Origin of the sequence: Saccharothrix sp. 6-C (assembly GCF_016695385.1) — a bacterium.
GTDB classification, from domain to species: Bacteria; Actinomycetota; Actinomycetes; order Mycobacteriales; family Pseudonocardiaceae; genus Actinosynnema; species Actinosynnema texasense.
Window position 1 is genome coordinate 8,807,274 of record NZ_CP064192.1, and the last position, 15,472, is coordinate 8,822,745.

16 protein-coding genes are annotated in these 15,472 nt (G+C 70.8%); 8 read left to right on the forward strand and 8 right to left on the reverse strand.

What is annotated here, in order from left to right; all coding sequences use genetic code 11:
* Window positions 1-85: 85 nt before the first annotated feature.
* Window positions 86-1,561 (reverse strand): M1 family metallopeptidase, encoded by a 1,476-nt coding sequence (locus tag IOD16_RS38670; protein ID WP_201438256.1) that lies wholly within the window; start codon window positions 1,559-1,561, stop codon window positions 86-88.
* 17 nt (window positions 1,562-1,578) lie between these two features.
* Here IOD16_RS38670 and IOD16_RS38675 point away from each other — a divergent pair, with 17 nt between their 5' ends.
* Window positions 1,579-2,325, forward strand: coding sequence for an alpha/beta fold hydrolase (locus IOD16_RS38675; protein ID WP_123744473.1), 747 nt, complete (start codon window positions 1,579-1,581; stop codon window positions 2,323-2,325).
* On the opposite strand, the gene IOD16_RS38680 is transcribed toward IOD16_RS38675, so the two are convergent.
* The 3 genes from IOD16_RS38680 to IOD16_RS38690 all read right to left on the reverse strand — a co-directional run bounded on the left by IOD16_RS38680 (window position 2,274) and on the right by IOD16_RS38690 (window position 4,281).
* Window positions 2,274-2,771 (reverse strand): 2'-5' RNA ligase family protein, encoded by a 498-nt coding sequence (locus IOD16_RS38680; protein WP_201438257.1) that lies wholly within the window; start codon window positions 2,769-2,771, stop codon window positions 2,274-2,276. The genes IOD16_RS38675 and IOD16_RS38680 overlap by 52 nt on opposite strands.
* Window positions 2,772-2,773: 2 nt before the next feature.
* On the reverse strand, window positions 2,774-3,649 hold the full coding sequence (locus IOD16_RS38685; protein ID WP_201438258.1) for an A/G-specific adenine glycosylase: 876 nt from the start codon (window positions 3,647-3,649) through the stop codon (window positions 2,774-2,776).
* A 140-nt stretch (window positions 3,650-3,789) separates the two neighbouring features.
* Window positions 3,790-4,281: a beta-class carbonic anhydrase gene (locus IOD16_RS38690; RefSeq protein ID WP_123744470.1), complete on the reverse strand. Its 492-nt coding sequence runs from the start codon at window positions 4,279-4,281 to the stop codon at window positions 3,790-3,792.
* A 140-nt stretch (window positions 4,282-4,421) separates the two neighbouring features.
* Between IOD16_RS38690 and IOD16_RS38695 the strand changes: the two genes are divergently transcribed.
* The gene (locus IOD16_RS38695) at window positions 4,422-5,072 is read left to right on the forward strand and encodes a hypothetical protein (RefSeq protein WP_201438259.1); all 651 of its coding nucleotides are present in this window, start codon (window positions 4,422-4,424) and stop codon (window positions 5,070-5,072) included.
* 773 nt (window positions 5,073-5,845) lie between these two features.
* Here IOD16_RS38695 and IOD16_RS38700 read toward each other — a convergent pair.
* The gene (locus tag IOD16_RS38700; RefSeq protein ID WP_123744468.1) at window positions 5,846-6,949 is read right to left on the reverse strand and encodes a LacI family DNA-binding transcriptional regulator; all 1,104 of its coding nucleotides are present in this window, start codon (window positions 6,947-6,949) and stop codon (window positions 5,846-5,848) included.
* A gap of 107 nt (window positions 6,950-7,056) precedes the next feature.
* Window positions 7,057-8,106 carry a LacI family DNA-binding transcriptional regulator gene (locus IOD16_RS38705; protein WP_201438260.1) on the reverse strand — a complete coding sequence of 350 codons (1,050 nt, stop codon included), beginning with the start codon at window positions 8,104-8,106 and terminating at the stop codon, window positions 7,057-7,059.
* Window positions 8,107-8,332: 226 nt separating this feature from the next.
* Between IOD16_RS38705 and IOD16_RS38710 the strand changes: the two genes are divergently transcribed.
* The 3 genes from IOD16_RS38710 to IOD16_RS38720 all read left to right on the forward strand — a co-directional run bounded on the left by IOD16_RS38710 (window position 8,333) and on the right by IOD16_RS38720 (window position 11,468).
* Complete coding sequence (locus tag IOD16_RS38710) at window positions 8,333-9,589, forward strand: extracellular solute-binding protein (protein WP_123744466.1); 1,257 nt, start codon at window positions 8,333-8,335, stop codon at window positions 9,587-9,589.
* 65 nt (window positions 9,590-9,654) lie between these two features.
* Window positions 9,655-10,575 (forward strand): carbohydrate ABC transporter permease, encoded by a 921-nt coding sequence (locus IOD16_RS38715; protein ID WP_425471235.1) that lies wholly within the window; start codon window positions 9,655-9,657, stop codon window positions 10,573-10,575.
* Entirely contained in the window at window positions 10,575-11,468 is an 894-nt protein-coding gene (locus IOD16_RS38720; protein WP_201438261.1) for a sugar ABC transporter permease, read from the forward strand. The genes IOD16_RS38715 and IOD16_RS38720 overlap by 1 nt, the downstream gene beginning before the upstream one ends.
* Window positions 11,469-11,508: 40 nt before the next feature.
* Here the strand turns inward: IOD16_RS38720 and IOD16_RS38725 are convergent, their stop codons facing one another.
* Window positions 11,509-11,913 (reverse strand): type II toxin-antitoxin system VapC family toxin, encoded by a 405-nt coding sequence (locus tag IOD16_RS38725; protein ID WP_236594627.1) that lies wholly within the window; start codon window positions 11,911-11,913, stop codon window positions 11,509-11,511.
* Window positions 11,906-12,184 (reverse strand): PhdYeFM domain-containing protein, encoded by a 279-nt coding sequence (locus IOD16_RS38730; protein ID WP_201438262.1) that lies wholly within the window; start codon window positions 12,182-12,184, stop codon window positions 11,906-11,908. The genes IOD16_RS38725 and IOD16_RS38730 overlap by 8 nt, the downstream gene beginning before the upstream one ends.
* A gap of 251 nt (window positions 12,185-12,435) precedes the next feature.
* On the opposite strand from IOD16_RS38730, the gene IOD16_RS38735 reads away from it, so the two are divergent.
* The 3 genes from IOD16_RS38735 to IOD16_RS38745 all read left to right on the forward strand — a co-directional run bounded on the left by IOD16_RS38735 (window position 12,436) and on the right by IOD16_RS38745 (window position 15,466).
* Window positions 12,436-13,536 (forward strand): ABC transporter ATP-binding protein, encoded by a 1,101-nt coding sequence (locus IOD16_RS38735; RefSeq protein ID WP_123744462.1) that lies wholly within the window; start codon window positions 12,436-12,438, stop codon window positions 13,534-13,536.
* A gap of 161 nt (window positions 13,537-13,697) precedes the next feature.
* Window positions 13,698-14,642 carry a metal ABC transporter solute-binding protein, Zn/Mn family gene (locus tag IOD16_RS38740; protein WP_201438263.1) on the forward strand — a complete coding sequence of 315 codons (945 nt, stop codon included), beginning with the start codon at window positions 13,698-13,700 and terminating at the stop codon, window positions 14,640-14,642.
* Window positions 14,639-15,466: a metal ABC transporter ATP-binding protein gene (locus IOD16_RS38745; protein WP_123744460.1), complete on the forward strand. Its 828-nt coding sequence runs from the start codon at window positions 14,639-14,641 to the stop codon at window positions 15,464-15,466. The genes IOD16_RS38740 and IOD16_RS38745 overlap by 4 nt, the downstream gene beginning before the upstream one ends.
* Window positions 15,467-15,472: the final 6 nt, after the last annotated feature.

The window sequence follows — 15,472 nt, forward strand, 5'->3', positions numbered from 1 at the left end:
AACCACTGTAGCCAGTTTCACCGACCGGCCCGGGGAGTCGGCGGCCCGGGAGTCAGCGGCCGGGGGAGTCGGCGGCGCAGGGGAGTCAGCGGCGCAGCGGGCCCGGGTAGAGGAACTCGTCGGCGGGCGCCTGGTCGCCGCGGAACCACGCGGTGAAGAACGCGTCCAGGTCCTGGCCCGACACCTGCTCCGCGTGCGCCTCGAACTCCGGCCACGACGCGTTGCCGCCCCGGTTCGCGGCCACCCAGTCCTTGAGCACGCGGTCGAACGCCGGGTCGCCGATCTGGCGGCGCAACGCGTGCAGCGCGAGCTGACCCTTGTCGTAGACGCCCCGGAACTCGTTGCCCCGGCCCATGTCGTAGAGCTTGCGACCCCAGTACGTCTCGCGCTCGCCCACCCGCTCGACCTCGGCGCGGTACCGGTCGTCCAGGTCGACGCCCTGCTTCGCCTCGGCCCACAACCACTGGGCGTAGGAGGCGAAGCACTCGTTCAGGCAGATGTCGGCCCAGTTCTCCAGGCTCACCGAGTCGCCGAACCACTGGTGCGCGTTCTCGTGCACCACGGTGTCGAGGTCGGCCCAGCCCGCGTAGATCGGCCGGGTCTGCGTCTCCAGCGAGAAACCGATGTCGTCGGCCAGGAAGATGCCGCCCGCCGAGGAGAACGGGTAGGGCCCGAACTTCTCCGCCAGGAACGCGAGCACCTCCGGCAGCCGCTGCTCGTGCTGCCTGCCGGCCTCCGCGCCCGGCGCGTAGGCGTCCACCACCGGCGTGCCGTCGGGCAGCGCGGACCGCTCGACGGTCCACCGGTCGATCGCGATCGTGGTCAGGTAGGTGGCCATCGGCTGCTCGGCGACCCAGCGGAACGACGTCCAGCCGTCGGCGGTGGTGGAACCGCCCTCGACACCGTTGGAGATCACCGACCAGCCCTCCGGCACGCGCGCGGTCAACGCGAACGACGCCTTGTCGCGCGGGGTGTCGTTGGCGGGGAACCAGGTGGTCGCCGAGTGCGGCTCGCCCGCCGCGAACGCGCCGCCGGAGGAGGAGATCTGCCAGCCGCTGCGACCCAGGGCACGGTCCTCGAACAGGGTCGGCTCGCCGCCGTACCGGACGGTGGTGGTGAACTCCTCACCGCTCGCCAGGGGGGTCGCGGGCGTCACGACCAGCTCGTGGTCGCCCTCCTGCCGGAAGTCGGCGGCCTGCCCGCGCACGTCGACGCCGGTGACCTCCAGCGAGTACAGGTCCAGGTTGAACCGGGCCAGGTCGGCGGTGGCCGTGGCGGTGATCTTCGCGACCCCGTCCAGCCGCTTGGTCGCCGGGTCGTAGCCGACCGACACGTCGTAGGCGCCGACGTCGTAGCCGGTGTTGCCGTCCTGCGGGTAGTACGCGTCGCCGGCGCCGTCGCCGCCCTCGGCGTCCACCACGGGCGCGGTGGTGGCCGGCGCGGACGCGGTCGGCGTCGCGGTCGGCTCGTCCCTCGGCATCCTGGCCACCACGATCCCGGCCACCACCAGCACCACGATGACGACGATCAGGTACGGGCGCGCCTTGGGACTGATGGCCATGCCGACATGATGCACGCATGAGCGTTGCGGAGTTCGGGGGATCGGGGCAGGGCATCCTGCTGCTCCACGGCCTGATGAGCCGGGCGAGCACGTGGTGGACGGTGGCGCAGTGGCTCAAGCCGTACGGGCGGGTGGTCGCGCCGGACGCGCGCGGCCACGGCCGCAACCCGGTGCGGGGGCCGTACCGGACGGAGGACTTCGTCGCCGACGCGGCCGCCGTGATCGAGCGGCACGACCTCGCGCCCGCCGTGGTCATCGGGCACTCGATGGGCGGGCTGCACGCGTGGGCGCTCGCCGCGACCCGGCCAGACCTGGTGCGCGCGGTCGTGGCGGAGGACGTGGTGCCGGACAACCGGGGCCGCACGGTCGAGGAGTGGAAGTGGTACTTCGACGCGTGGCCGCCCGCGTTCGAGTCCCTCGCGCACGTGCGGCAGGTCGTGGACGTGCCGCGGGTGGAGGAGATGTTCGAGGAGCGCGAGGACGGCTGGCACCTCATCGCGCACCTGCCCGACCTGTACGAGATCGCCTCCGAGTGGGGCGAGCGGGCGTACTGGGACCACGTCGACGCCATCCGGTGCCCGATGCTGGTGATCGAGGCGGGCCTCGGCGGGCTGCGCGCCGGGCAGATGGCCGAGGTGGCGCGGCGGACCGGGGCGACGCACCTGGTGGTGCCGGAGTCGGGGCACGTCGTGCACGACGAGGCGCCGGAGGTCTACCGGGGCGCGGTGGAGGCGTTCCTGAGCGGGTCGATCGACCCGGTCTGAGTGTCCACGATCGCCATCTCGCGGGTCTTGGCGCGGATCGGCGTGATCGGGTGCAGCTCGGCGAACGCGACCCTCACCTCGTCGTCCTCGCCGTCGACCAGCGTGCAGTGGGGCACCCACGTGCCCGGCAGGTGCCTGCCGTGGGGGTTCTTCACCCGGCCCGCCAGGACGTCGTGCACGGCCGAGTGCACGGCCAGCAGCTCGGCGTCCACGACCGCGCCGAGCTGCAACGTGCTGCCGGTGGCGCTGAGGGTCTGCAACCACACGTCGGGCAGCCACAGCCGGGACAGGTCCTCGCGCAGCTCGGCGCGCACCTTCGGCCCGATCGTGCCCGCCGCCGCGTAGGTCAGGTGCGGCGGCAGCTCCGACCGCGCGCCGATCCGCCGCCACAACGACCGCACGGCCTGGTCGGCCTCGGCGTCGAAGAACACCACCAGCGCGTGCACGGTCAGTGCTCGCCGGGCAGCGCGAACAGACCCGCGGCCGTCTGCTCGACCAGGCCGTCGACGAGCAGCGAGTGCAGGCACCGGTCCCGCTGGCCCGCGTCCGACCACACCACGTCGAGCCGGGACTTCGCCACCGGCTCGCTGGTGCCGCGCAGCACGTCCAGCAGCAGGCCGCGCACCTGCCGGTCGGTGCCCGCGAACTTCTGCGCGACCTTCGCCGGGCCGTCGTACGCGGGACGGCCGTTGAGCTGCCACGCGCACCCGTCGAACACCGGGCAGTCCGCGCACTTGGGCGCGCGGGCCGTGCAGACCAGGGCGCCCAGCTCCATCAAGGCGGCCGAGTAGACGGCGGCGCGCTTCTCCTCTTCGGGGAGGAGGGCTTCGACGTCCTTCATGTCCTTGGTCGTGGCCGGCGGACCCGCGTCACCCGCGCCGTGCACGGCCCGTGCCACGACGCGCCGGACGTTCGTGTCGACCACCGGGCACCGCTGCCCGTAGGCGAACGCCGCGACGGCCCGTGCCGTGTACGCGCCGATGCCCGGCAGGGCCAGGAGGGTGTCGACGTCGCTCGGGACGACGTCGTCGTGCTGCTCGGCGATGGCCTGCGCGGCGGCGTGCAGCCGGAGGGCGCGGCGCGGGTAGCCAAGCTTGCCCCAGGCGCGCACCACCTCGCCCTGGCTCGCCTCCGCCATCGCCGACGGCGTCGGCCAGCGGGCCAGCCACTCGTGCCAGATGGGCTCGACCCGAGCCACAGGGGTCTGCTGCAACATGATCTCGCTGACCAGCACGCCCCACGCCGTGCACTCCGGCCGTCGCCAGGGCAGGTCGCGGGCGGTGTCGGCGAACCAGTCGAGGAGGAGCTCGGCGTCCAGGCTCATAGCGACGCACAGTCTTCCACGACCGGTCCGCCGACCACTTCCGGCCGGCCGTCCGGCCGGACCACTCCGGCCGGACCACTCCGGCCGAACGGCTCCGGTCAGACGTCTCGGGTCGGACGACTCCGGTCAGGCGTCCCCGGTCAGACGACTTCGGTCAGCTCGCCTGTGTGCACGTCGTAGACGAAGCCGCGCACGTTGTCCCGGTGCGGGAGGAAGGCGCTGTGCCGGACCCGGTTCACCGAGCCGCGCACGCTGTCCTTCACCTCGCGGAACGCCTCCACCGACCACGGCGGGCGCAGGCCGGACGCCTGCTCCAGCTCGTCCTTGAAGTCGTCTTCCGTGACCAGCTCCAGGCCGCAGTTCGTGTGGTGCACCAGCAGCACCTCACGGGTGCCGAGCTTGCGCTGGCTCAACGCCAGCGAGCGGATCATGTCGTCCGTCACGACACCGCCCGCGTTGCGCAGCACGTGCGCCTCACCCTGCTTGAGGCCGAAGATCTCGAACACCCGGATGCGGGAGTCCATGCAGGTCAGGATGGCCACTTGCATCGAAGGCCGCGGCGAGGAACGGTCGCCGGGAACGATGTTGCCCAATTCGGCGTTGCGGTGGAGCAGCTCGTCGATCGCGGTCATCGCACACCTCCCGTTGTTCCCTCGGATTGGAACCTGCCTCCCGCATGGCGGGCAAGCGAATCGGGCCAACCTCACGTTCACCTCATCGGGTGGCCGATGCTTCCCGGTCAATTCCACGTGACCCGGCTACCTTCGACGGCGTGACCGAGCCCACAGGCCCGCACCCGCGGTCGGTGTACTGGCGGCGCCGCGCGCTGGCCGTCGCCGGGTCGGTGGTCGCGCTGGTCCTCGCGGTCTGGCTCGTCGGGGCGCTGATCGGGCACGGCGACGCGGCGCCCGTGGCCACGCAGCCCTCATCCCGCCCGCCGGAGCCGCCCGCCACCCCCGTGGTCACGTCCTCCTCCTCGACCACGCCACCCGCTCCGCCCCCGCCACCACCGACCCTGCCGCCGGGCCCGCCTCCGCCGTGCGAGGACGCGCAGGTCGCCGTGGTGGCCGAGGTCGACAAGCCCACGACCCCCGCCGGTCAGCCCGTGCGGTTCACCATCGTCATCTCCAACACCGGCCCCCTGCCGTGCGCGAAGGAGATCGGGCGACGGGTGCGCGAGCTGGTCGTGACGAGCGTGGACGGCGTGACGCGGCTGTGGTCGAGCAACGACTGCTTCGTCACCGAGGGGTCCGAGGTGCGCGTGATGCAGCCGGGGGAGCGGTTCACCTACGGGTTGCAGTGGACGGGCGGCACGTCGGAACCGGGCTGCCGCAAGCATTCCAGGCTGGGCGCGGGCGACTACCTCCTCACCGCTCTCGTGGCGGGCAAGGCGAGCAACCCGGTGATCTTCCGTGTGACGTGAGGTGGGGGTTGAGGTTGAGGTCGAGGGTTGGAAAAGCTTGAAAAGCATGTCCTCGCCGGACGGGCAGATCAGCAGGATGACCGGGGGGTTGGGTGGTTGTGTTGCGGGTCCGTTGTGGTCCGGGGTGCGTGTCATCCCACCGACCTCCCTCCGGGCTACCACACGTATCAAGGGGGCGCCCCCAGTCGAAGCCGCGGTCAGTGCTGGACAACGCCCCCTTGACACGCGCGGTAGGGCAAAGCCAGGTCGGCGGGATGACACGAACCCCTTCATTGAGCAAACCGCCCTGGCACTGACAGCGGGTCGGGTGACGGTCGACGGGGGATGAGCCGGGTCCGTCGCCGCGGGCCGGTCGTTGTCGGTCCACTGGCGGGCTCTTCTCCCTAGAGGAGGGGTTCGTGTCATCCCGCCGACCTGGCGCAGCCCTGCCACGCGTGTCAAGGGGGGCGTGGTCCAGTGCGGTCGCGGCGTCTACTGGGGGCGCCCCCCTTGATACGTGTGGTAGCCCTTGTGGAGGTCGGCGGGATGGCACGTACCCCGGACCAACGACGGACCCGGCAGACAACCACCCAACCCCCCGGTCATCCTGCTGATCTGCCCGTCCGGCGAGGACATGCTTTCAAGCTTTTGATCTTTTCCGCACTAAAGCAGGGGTCCTCTGACCGAGGACCCCTGCGGAGCGTTCAAGAGCAACGGGCGGGGAGTGGAGAGCGAACGGGCGGGAGTGGAGAACGGGAGTGGGCCGGTCGATGGCAGTCGGACCGGACCGGGGATCACGGGCCGAACCAGCGCTCCTCGGCCGTTCCGCGAGGCGGAGCGGCGGTGGTGCCGTGGATCAGTTCGGTGGACAGGGTGACGGCCCGGGGACGGGTGCGCTCGGCCGAGTCCAGGAGCAGCTTGCCGGCCGCGCGGCCCTTCTCCAGGACGGGCTGGCGGACCGTGGTCAGGCCGGCCTGCTCCGCTTCGCGGATGCCGTCGAAACCGGTGATGGTGATGTCGGCGGGCACGCGCAGACCGCGCCGCTGGACCTCCGCCATCGCGCCGAGAGCCAGTATGTCCGACGTGCAGATCAGCGCGGTGATCTGCGGGTCGCGCTCCAGCACCTGCGCCGCCGCCGCCGCGCCGGAGGCCATGGTGTGGTCGAACCGCTCCGCCACCGGCACGGTCTCCCAGTCCACGCCGACCGACGCGAACGCTTGCGCCAACCCCGCCAACCGGGCCCGCTGCACGTGGAAGTGCGCCGCCTGCTGCCGCTCCGGCACGACGAAGTCGTCGTTGCGGTCACGGGCCAGGCGCATGCACACCACGCCGACCCGCCGGTGCCCCAGCGAGATCAGGTGCTGCGCCAACGAGTGCATGGCCGCCTGGTCGTCGATGCCGACGCGGTCGACGTTGCCGAGGTCGGGCTGGTCGCACACCACCGTCGGCACCGGCCGCTCCAGCACCGCCGCCAGGTGGGGATCGTCGTCGGGCACCGAATACACCACGAAGCCGTCCACCCCAGCCCGGTGGACCGCCGCCACGTCCTCGCGCTCGGGGTTCGCCGGCACGAGCAGCAGCCCGGTCCCGGCGTCCTCGCACGCGAGCGCCAACCCCTCCAGGAACCCGATCGCCGCCGGGTCGCGGAACGCGTAGGACAGGTTCTCGGTGAGCAGCAAGCCCACCGCGCCGGCCTTCCTCGTCCGCAGGGAACGGGCCACCGGGTCGGGCCCCGGGTACCCGAGTCGTCTCGCTGTCTCCAACACCCGGCGTCGCAGCTCTGGCGAGAGCTGGTCGGGACGGTTGTACGCGTTGGACACCGTTGTCCGGGAAACACCCAGCTCCGCCGCCAGTGAGGCGAGCGTCGCGGGGCGTCGCACATGCATCGACCGCGCCATGAAGTGACCGTAACGGTTCAGAACCAATTACAGAAGTGGGGGTGACCGGCGTCCCTCTATAACGTCATCTCCGCAGATGAGGATGGGTTACCTCAGGGTACAATGGTCTAAACCAATGGGGCTTCAGTGGACGACTCGCGCACCACCAACCGCGGTCGGAAAACGCGCGTGTAATTCCCCGCCGGACGTCGTCGCCGATCGGGGTCGAGCCGGTGCACCAACTCGTCCACGGCCGCCGCCGCCATCTCCTCGATCGGCTGCGCCAGCGTGGTCAACGACGGCGAGCAGTACGACGCGAGCGGGATGTCGTCGAACCCCACCACGGACAGGTCGCGCGGCACGGTCAGCCCGCGCCGGTGCGCCTCCCGCAGCACGCCGATCGCCATGTGGTCGGACGAGCAGATCACCGCCGTCGGCCGCACGGTGTCCAGCAGCGTCGACACCGCCGCCGCCCCGCCCTCCGGCCCGAACGGCGCGTGCGCCACGAAGTCGGACGTCGCGGGCAGCCCGTCCTCCTCCAGCGCCGCCGCCCACCCGGCCCGCTTGAGCCGCGACGGCAGCGACCGCGCCGGCCCCGACACGAACCCGATCCGCCGGTGGCCCAGCTCGACCAGGTGCCGGGTCGCCGCGTAGCCCGCGTGCTGCTCGTCCACGGTCACGTCCGGCACGTCCAGCGACGGCGTCGCCCCGTTGAGGAACACCATGTGCACGCCGTCGGCCAGCAGCTTCGCGTAGTACGACGGGCGCGGCGCCTGGCCGAGCGGCACCTCGACGTTGGTGATCTCCGGCGACACGAACACCATGCCCTCGACGCCGCGCGCCAGGAGCATCCGCACGTACTCCTCCTCGCCCATCGCGCCCGCGCCGGTGGCCCGCGTGTTGCACAGCAGCGACGAGTACCCCAGCCGTGCGGCCCGCACCTCCAGCGCCTCGGCGAACGCCGGGAACACGGGGTTCGACAGCTCGGGCACGAGCAGCCCGATCACGCCGGTCCGCTGCAACGCGCCCAGCCCGCGCGGTGTGTAAGGCATTTCCGCAAGCACCGCGAGCACGCGCTGGCGCGTCTCGTCGTTCACGCCCGCCCGGCGGTTGAGCACCCGGCTGACCGTGGAGATGCTCACCCCGGCTGCCCTGGCGATCTCGGACAGACCGGACACCGTGCCTCCTCGCAGACTCTTGGGTGAGGTGCAGCCTGCCGTCAGCGGCAAATTTTTGCAACGCCCACCTTGGTTTCTCCCAGTCAGACGCCGCCGTTACGGCTTGGTTACGTCAAGACCCTTGACCCGGCCCTGGTCGGCGGGATGAAATCCGCGTCAACCTTTTCGCAAGTTCTTGCAAGCGCCTTCATCACGGTGGAGGCCCGCAGGAGGGACGACAGCAACGATGCGACGTACCACCCTCGTGACCGCAGTGGCGGCCGTCTCCGCCCTCGTCCTCACCGCGTGCGGTGGTGGCGACGGCGGATCGGCGTCCGGCGACTCCGGCGAGATCACCTTCTGGGACACCAGCGGCCCGAACGAGGGGCCCGTGTTCACCGCGATCGCGCAGGAGTGCGCGACCAAGGGCGGCTACAAGGTCAAGACCGAGACCGTGCCCTTCGACGCGGCCCTGAACAACTACCGCACCGCCGCGCAGGGCGGCCAGGGCCCGGACGTCTTCCGGGCAGAGGTCGCGTGGGTGTCGCAGCTGGCCAAGCTGGGCTACATCGCCGACCTGGCCGGCACCGAGCTGGCGAACGACACGTCGGACTTCCTGGACACGCCGCTGGGCTCCACCAAGTACGACGGCAAGACCTACGGCGTCCCCCAGGTCACCGACTCGCTGGCGCTGTTCTACAACAAGAAGCTGCTGGCCGACGCCGGTGTCGAGCCGCCGAAGACGTGGGACGAGGTCAAGACCGCCGCGGCCAAGCTCGGCGGCGAGAAGACGATCTTCATCAACAACGACGCGTACTACGCGCTGCCGTTCATCTACGGCGAGGGCGGCGACCTGGTCGACGCCGACGCCAAGAAGATCGTGGTCAACTCGGCGGAGAACGTGAAGGCGCTGGAGACCGCCAAGGGCCTGCTCGACGCCAAGGCCGCGTCCACCGCGCTGGACCCGTCGAACTCCTACAACAACATGCAGGCCGCGTTCACCTCGGGCGAGGTCGCCATGGTGGTCAACGGCCCGTGGTCGGTCGCCGACTACCTCAAGGGCGCCGCGTTCACCGACGCCGCCAACCTGGGCATCGCGCCCGTGCCCGGCGCTACCGCGGGCAAGGGCTCCGCGCCGGTCGGCGGCCACGACTACGTGATCCGGCAGGGCACCAAGGCCAAGGACTCGTCGGTCAAGTTCATCGCCTGCATGAGCAGCACCGAGTCGCAGGTGCGCATCGCCAAGGAGCTGGGCGTGCTGCCCACTCGCAAGTCCGCCTACGAGAACGCCGACGTGAAGGCCAACGCGGTCGTGTCCGCGTTCGAGCCGGTCGTCACCGCCGCCCACCCGCGCGCGTGGATCCCCGAGGGCGGCCAGCTGTTCGACCCGCTGAAGATCGCCTACGCCGACGTGCTGGCGGGCAAGAAGGACGCCAAGACGGCGCTGGACGAGGTGGCCAAGTCGTACAAGGACACCGTCGTCCCCGAGTACACCGTCGGCTGACCATCCCCCGTGGCGCCCGGTCCGACCACGGGCCGGGCGCCGCGGGGCGGCGAAGGGAGACTTCGGTGCGCAGGTTCCTGGACCGGCACTGGTACGCGTACGCGATGGTGCTGCCGGTCGTGGTGGTCATCGCGGTGTTGGTGCTGTTCCCGCTCGCCCAGGGCGTGTTCTTCACCTTCACCGACATCAACGAGGGCAACATCGCCAACCCGATCCTCGACCGGCCGGCGACCTACGTCTCCGTTGGCCTCGACAACTACCTGAACGTGCTGTCCGGCGACGCCAGCTACGGCGCGTTCTGGTCGACGCTGGTGCGGACGCTGATCTGGACGTTCGGCTGCGTGTTCTTCCACTACACGATCGGCCTGGGCCTCGCGCTGCTGCTCAACCGGGAGGTGCGAGGCCGGGCGGTGTACCGGGTGCTGCTGATCCTGCCGTGGGCCGTGCCCGCGTTCATCAGCGCGTTCGCGTGGAAGTACATGTTCAACGCGCAGTACGGGATCATCAACCAGTTCCTGCGCTTCCTCGGCCTGGACGACCCGCCGGTGTGGCTCGGCCAGTCGGACTGGGCGCTCGTCGCGGTGATCATCGTCAACGTGTGGCTCGGCGTGCCGTTCATGATGGTGGCGCTGCTCGGCGGCCTCCAGTCGATCCCCGGCGACCTCTACGAGGCGGCCGAGGTGGACGGCGCGACGCCGTGGCAGCGGTTCCGCAACGTGACGCTGCCCGGCCTGCGGTCGGTGTCCAGCACGGTGGTGCTGCTCGGCATCATCTGGACGTTCAACATGTTCGCGATCATCTACCTGATCACCGGGCCGAACCCGAACACCCGCATCCTGGTGACCTACGCGTTCGAGCGGTTCTTCTCCGGCGCGTCCCGCGACTTCGCGGTGGCGTCGACCTACGGCGTGCTGATCCTGTCCGTGCTGCTCGTGTTCGCGGGTGTGTACCGGCGGGCGCTGCGCAAGCAAGGCGAGGTGTGGTGATGACGGTCGAAGCCGCTTCGTTGAAGGCGGTCCCGCAGGCCCGCGTGCGTCCGCGCTCGCGACGGTCGCCGCTGGCCAGCGCAGGGCTGCACGGCGCGCTGGTCGTGGCGTCGCTGATCGCGGTGTTCCCGGTGTTCTGGGTGCTGGTGACGTCGTTCAAGCCGGACGCCAAGGCCGTGGAGACCACGCCGAAGCTGGTCAACGACTCCAGCCTGGACAACTACGGGCGGATCCTGGCCGGCGAGAAGGGCGACTTCCTGGCGTGGTTCGGGAACTCGGTCCTGATCGCGCTGATGACCACGGTGCTCGCGGTGTTCCTGTCCGCGACGACCGGGTACGCGGCGTCGCGGTTCCGGTTCCCGGGCAAGCGGTCGCTGATGCTGTCGTTCCTGGTCGTGCAGATGTTCCCGTTCGCGGTGCTGATCGTGCCGCTGTACAACATCCTGCTGGCCCTCGGGCTGCAGGGCACGTCGCTCGGCCTGGTGCTGGTCTACTGCACCACCGCCGTGCCGTTCTGCACGTACATGCTGAAGGGCTACTTCGACACCATCCCGAACGACATCGACGAGGCCGGGCGGGTGGACGGCCTGACGCCGTTCGGCGTGTTCTGGCGGCTGGTGCTGCCCCTGGCCCGGCCGGGCCTGGCCGTGACGGCGTTCTACGCGTTCCTGACGGCGTGGGGCGAGGTGGCGTTCGCGTCCGCGTTCCTGTCGGCGGCGGACGAGTCGAAGACGCTGGCCGTGGGGCTGCAGGTGTTCGTGCAGCAGAACCGGACCGAGTGGGGTCACCTGGCGGCGGCCTCGATCCTGGTCGCGATCCCGGCGATCGTCGTGTTCTACCTGGTGCAGCGCTTCCTGGTGACGGGCTTGTCGTCGGGCGCGGTGAAGGGCTGAGCCGCGGGGGCCTCCGCCTCGTCGCGGAGGCCCTTCCCGCTCAGACCTCGATGACCTCGACCAACTGCTCGAGCCCGACGAAGTCCTTCGGGTTGCGGGTGTAGAGCGGCAGGTCGTGGCACGAAGCGATGGCCGCGATCATCAGGTCGAACCTGCGCGACCGGGGATCGCGGTCGGCCGCGATCGTCAGCCCGATGAGGCTGCCGTACCGGGTGGACGCCCGCCGGTCGAAGGGCAGCGGGGCGTAGCCGACGATCGCCACGCCCAGCCGCTTGGTGCGCACGTCGCGGGTCGTCGAGTCCTTCGCCGCCGCAACGCCGTGCTGCAGTTCCGCCAGGGTGATGGTGGTCAGCGCGGCGACTTCCGGGAGCGCGGCCCGGTCCAGCGTCGCCAGGTCGATGAAGACGTTGGTGTCGAGCACGCCGGTCGGCCGGTGGTCAGCCACGACGGCGCTCCGAGGGGTCGTCGTCGCCGATGCGGTCCTCGTTGCCGAAGAACTCGTCCGCTTCCGCGCGCATCTGGGCGTAGTCGATCTCGGGCAGGTCCTTGACCAGTTCGATGACCTCATCGGTGGTCAAGGTCTGCCCGTGCCCCGGTGGGCGGAGTTCGACGACCTCCGCGTCCTCGCCCATGACGCGGTACGCCTCGCCTGCTTCGAGCGCTTCCAGGACTTGCGCGGGGTTCCGGTCGAACTCCCGTTGGCTGATGACCTTCATGGCGGAGAGGCTAGGGAGCCGGCACCGGGCGCGCCAGCAGTAAGACCGCTGGTCAAAGGCCTGGCCCGCGCGTCTCGATCGGGTGATCGCCGCCCCTCCGGACCTGGTGGCGGGCGGGCGGCGGGCGCCAGGGGAGCGGCCGGGCGGGCCCCGGCGCTGAACCGATCCGGAACTAGACCAATTCACCCGTTCCCGTAAGCGCTTGCAATCCCTAGCGTTGCGGCAAAGCTTGGTAGTGAAAGGTGCGTGGCATGGCTGAGGTCGCCTACGTCAAGGCTTCGCGGATCTTCTCCGGCAACCCGCCGGTCCGCGCGGTCGACGAGCTGTCGTTGGACGTCACCGACGGCGAGTTCCTGGTACTGGTCGGTCCGTCCGGCTCCGGCAAGTCCACCGCGCTGCGGATGCTCGCGGGTCTGGAGGACATCGACGAGGGCGCCATCCACATCGGCGGCAAGGACGTCACCAACGTCCCGCCCAAGGGCCGCGACATCGCGATGGTGTTCCAGTCCTACGCGCTGTACCCGCACATGACGGTCGCGGAGAACATGGGCTTCGCGCTGAAGCTGCGCGGCGTCAACAAGACCGAGATCCGGGAGAAGGTCGCCGAGGCGGCCAGGATGCTGGACCTCGAGAAGTACCTGGACCGCAAGCCGAAGGCGCTGTCCGGCGGTCAGCGGCAGCGCGTCGCGATGGGCCGCGCGATCGTCCGCGAGCCTTCCGTGTTCCTCATGGACGAGCCGCTGTCGAACCTGGACGCGAAGCTCCGCGTGGAGACCCGCGCGAACATCGCCGCCCTCCAGGCCCGCCTGGACACGACCACGATCTACGTCACGCACGACCAGGTCGAGGCCATGACCATGGGCCACCGGGTCGCCGTGCTCAAGGACGGCCTGCTCCAGCAGTGCGACACCCCGCGCGCGCTGTACGACAAGCCGGCCAACGCGTTCGTCGCCGGCTTCATGGGCTCGCCCGCGATGAACCTGAAGACCGTGCCGCTGACGTCGGAGGGCGCGAAGCTCGACGGCATCGTGGTGCCGCTGGAGCGCCGCGCGCTGGACAAGGCGGCGGGCGAGGGCCTGTCCGAGGTCACGTTCGGCATCCGGCCCGAGTCGCTGGCGCTGGTCAGCTCCTCGGAGCAGGGCATGGACATGACCGTCGAGCTGGTCGAGGAGCTGGGCGCGGACGCGCTCATGCACGGCTCGGTCCGCATCGGCGACGTGCCCGAGCGGTTCGTGGTCCGCGTCGACGGCCGGACGCCGCCGACCCTGGGCCAGACCGTCAAGGTCGCCGTGCGCGACGCCAGCGAGGTCCACCTGTTCCACCCCGAGTCGGGCCACCGCCTGACCGACTGACGATCGTCGAGCCCGCAGGGGCCGCCTCCCGCGCCGCGGTGAGGTGGCCCCTGTGGCGTGTAAAACACCCGGTCGGTGGACATGTCGGTCGCGGAGCGTTCTAAACTGAACTCGACAACGGTTTCCATTGCCTATGTGTCAGCCTGTCGAGGAGTGCTCTGATGACCGTCCGCAACGCGTTGCTCGGCGCGGTGGCCGCCGCGACCGCCGTCGTCCTCACCGCCTGCGGTGCCCAGGACACCCCCGCCGCGAACGACGGCACGATCAAGGTCGTCGCCTCCACCAACGTGTGGGGCAGCGTGGTGAAGGCCGTCGGCGGGGACGCCGTGCAGGTCAGCGCCATCATCGACGACCCGTCCGGCGACCCGCACTCCTACGAGAGCAAGCCGTCCGACCTGGCCGCGGTGCGCGACGCCAAGCTCGTCATCTTCAACGGCGGCGGCTACGACGACTTCTTCGCCACCCTGCTCGGCCCCGAGACCGAGGGCGCCAAGAAGATCGAGGCGTTCCCGGTGTCCGGCAAGGCCTCCGAGCACGAGGAACCCGAGGCGTCCGCCGAGCCGGAGGGCGAGGAGCACCACGACCACGCCGTCAACGAGCACGTCTGGTACGACTTCGAGACCGTCCGCAAGGTCGCCGACCAGGCCGCCGCCGACCTCGGCGCCATCGCGCCGGACAAGAAGGCGACCTTCGACGCCAACGCGAAGGACTTCACCGCCGAGCTGACCGACCTGGAGCAGCGCGTCGAGGGCAAGGGCGCGGGCAAGAAGGTGGTGGCGACCGAGCCGGTGGCCCACTACCTGCTCGACACCGCGGGCGTCGAGGACGTCACGCCGGAGTCGTTCAGCGAGGCCGTGGAGAACGAGACCGACATCCCCGCCGCCGCGCTCGCCGACGTCACCCGCCTGATCGAGCAGAAGCAGGTCGCCGCGCTGGTCAACAACGCGCAGACGGAGAACGCGGGCACGCAGCGGGTCGTCGAGCAGGCCAAGGCGGCGGGCGTGCCCATCGCCGAGGTGACCGAGACGTTGCCCGAGGGCGTCACGGGTTACCTTGATTGGATGACGAAGCAGGTCGACTCGCTGGTGGGAGCGCTCGGCGCATGACGCTTTCGGGCAGGACGGCCCAGGTGGCGGACCAGTCGACGCGCGCGGCGGTCGCGTTGCGCGGCGCGCGGCTGTCCTACGGCGACCGCGTGCTGTGGGACGGGCTGGACCTGGACGTCGCCCCCGGCGAGTTCGTGGCCGTGCTCGGGCCCAACGGCTCGGGCAAGACCAGCCTCATCCGGGTGCTGCTCGGCCTGCAGCCGCTGTCCGCGGGCACGGTCCGGGTCGCGGGCGGCAACCGGCGCATCGGCTACATCCCGCAGCAGCGGGCGATCGACTCCAGCCTCGCGCTGCGCGGCCGCGACCTGGTCGGGTTCGGCCTGGACGGGCACCGCTGGGGCATCGGCTGGGGTGGCCGCCGCGAGCGCCGGGCCAGGGTGGACGCGGCGCTGGAGTCGGTCGGCGCGACGAGGTACGCCGACGAGCCCGTCGGCCTGCTCTCCGGCGGCGAGCAGCAGCGGCTGCGGGTGGCGCAGGCCCTGGTCGGCGACCCCGAGGTGCTGCTGTGCGACGAGCCGCTGCTCTCGCTCGACCTCGCGCACCAGCGCGTGGTCAGCGACCTGATCGACGCCCGGCGCCGGGCCGAGGGCACGGCCGTGCTGTTCGTGACCCACGAGATCAACCCGATCCTGCCGCTGGTCGACCGGGTGCTGTACCTGGTCGAGGGCCGGTTCCGGATCGGCCCGCCCGCCGAGGTGATGACCTCGCGGACGTTGACCGAGCTGTACCGCACGAACGTCGAAGTGGTCCGCGTGCGCGACCAGATCCACGTGGTCGGCGCGCAGCACGTGTGCGAGGACGAGCCGCACCACGTGGCGGGATGAAGGGCT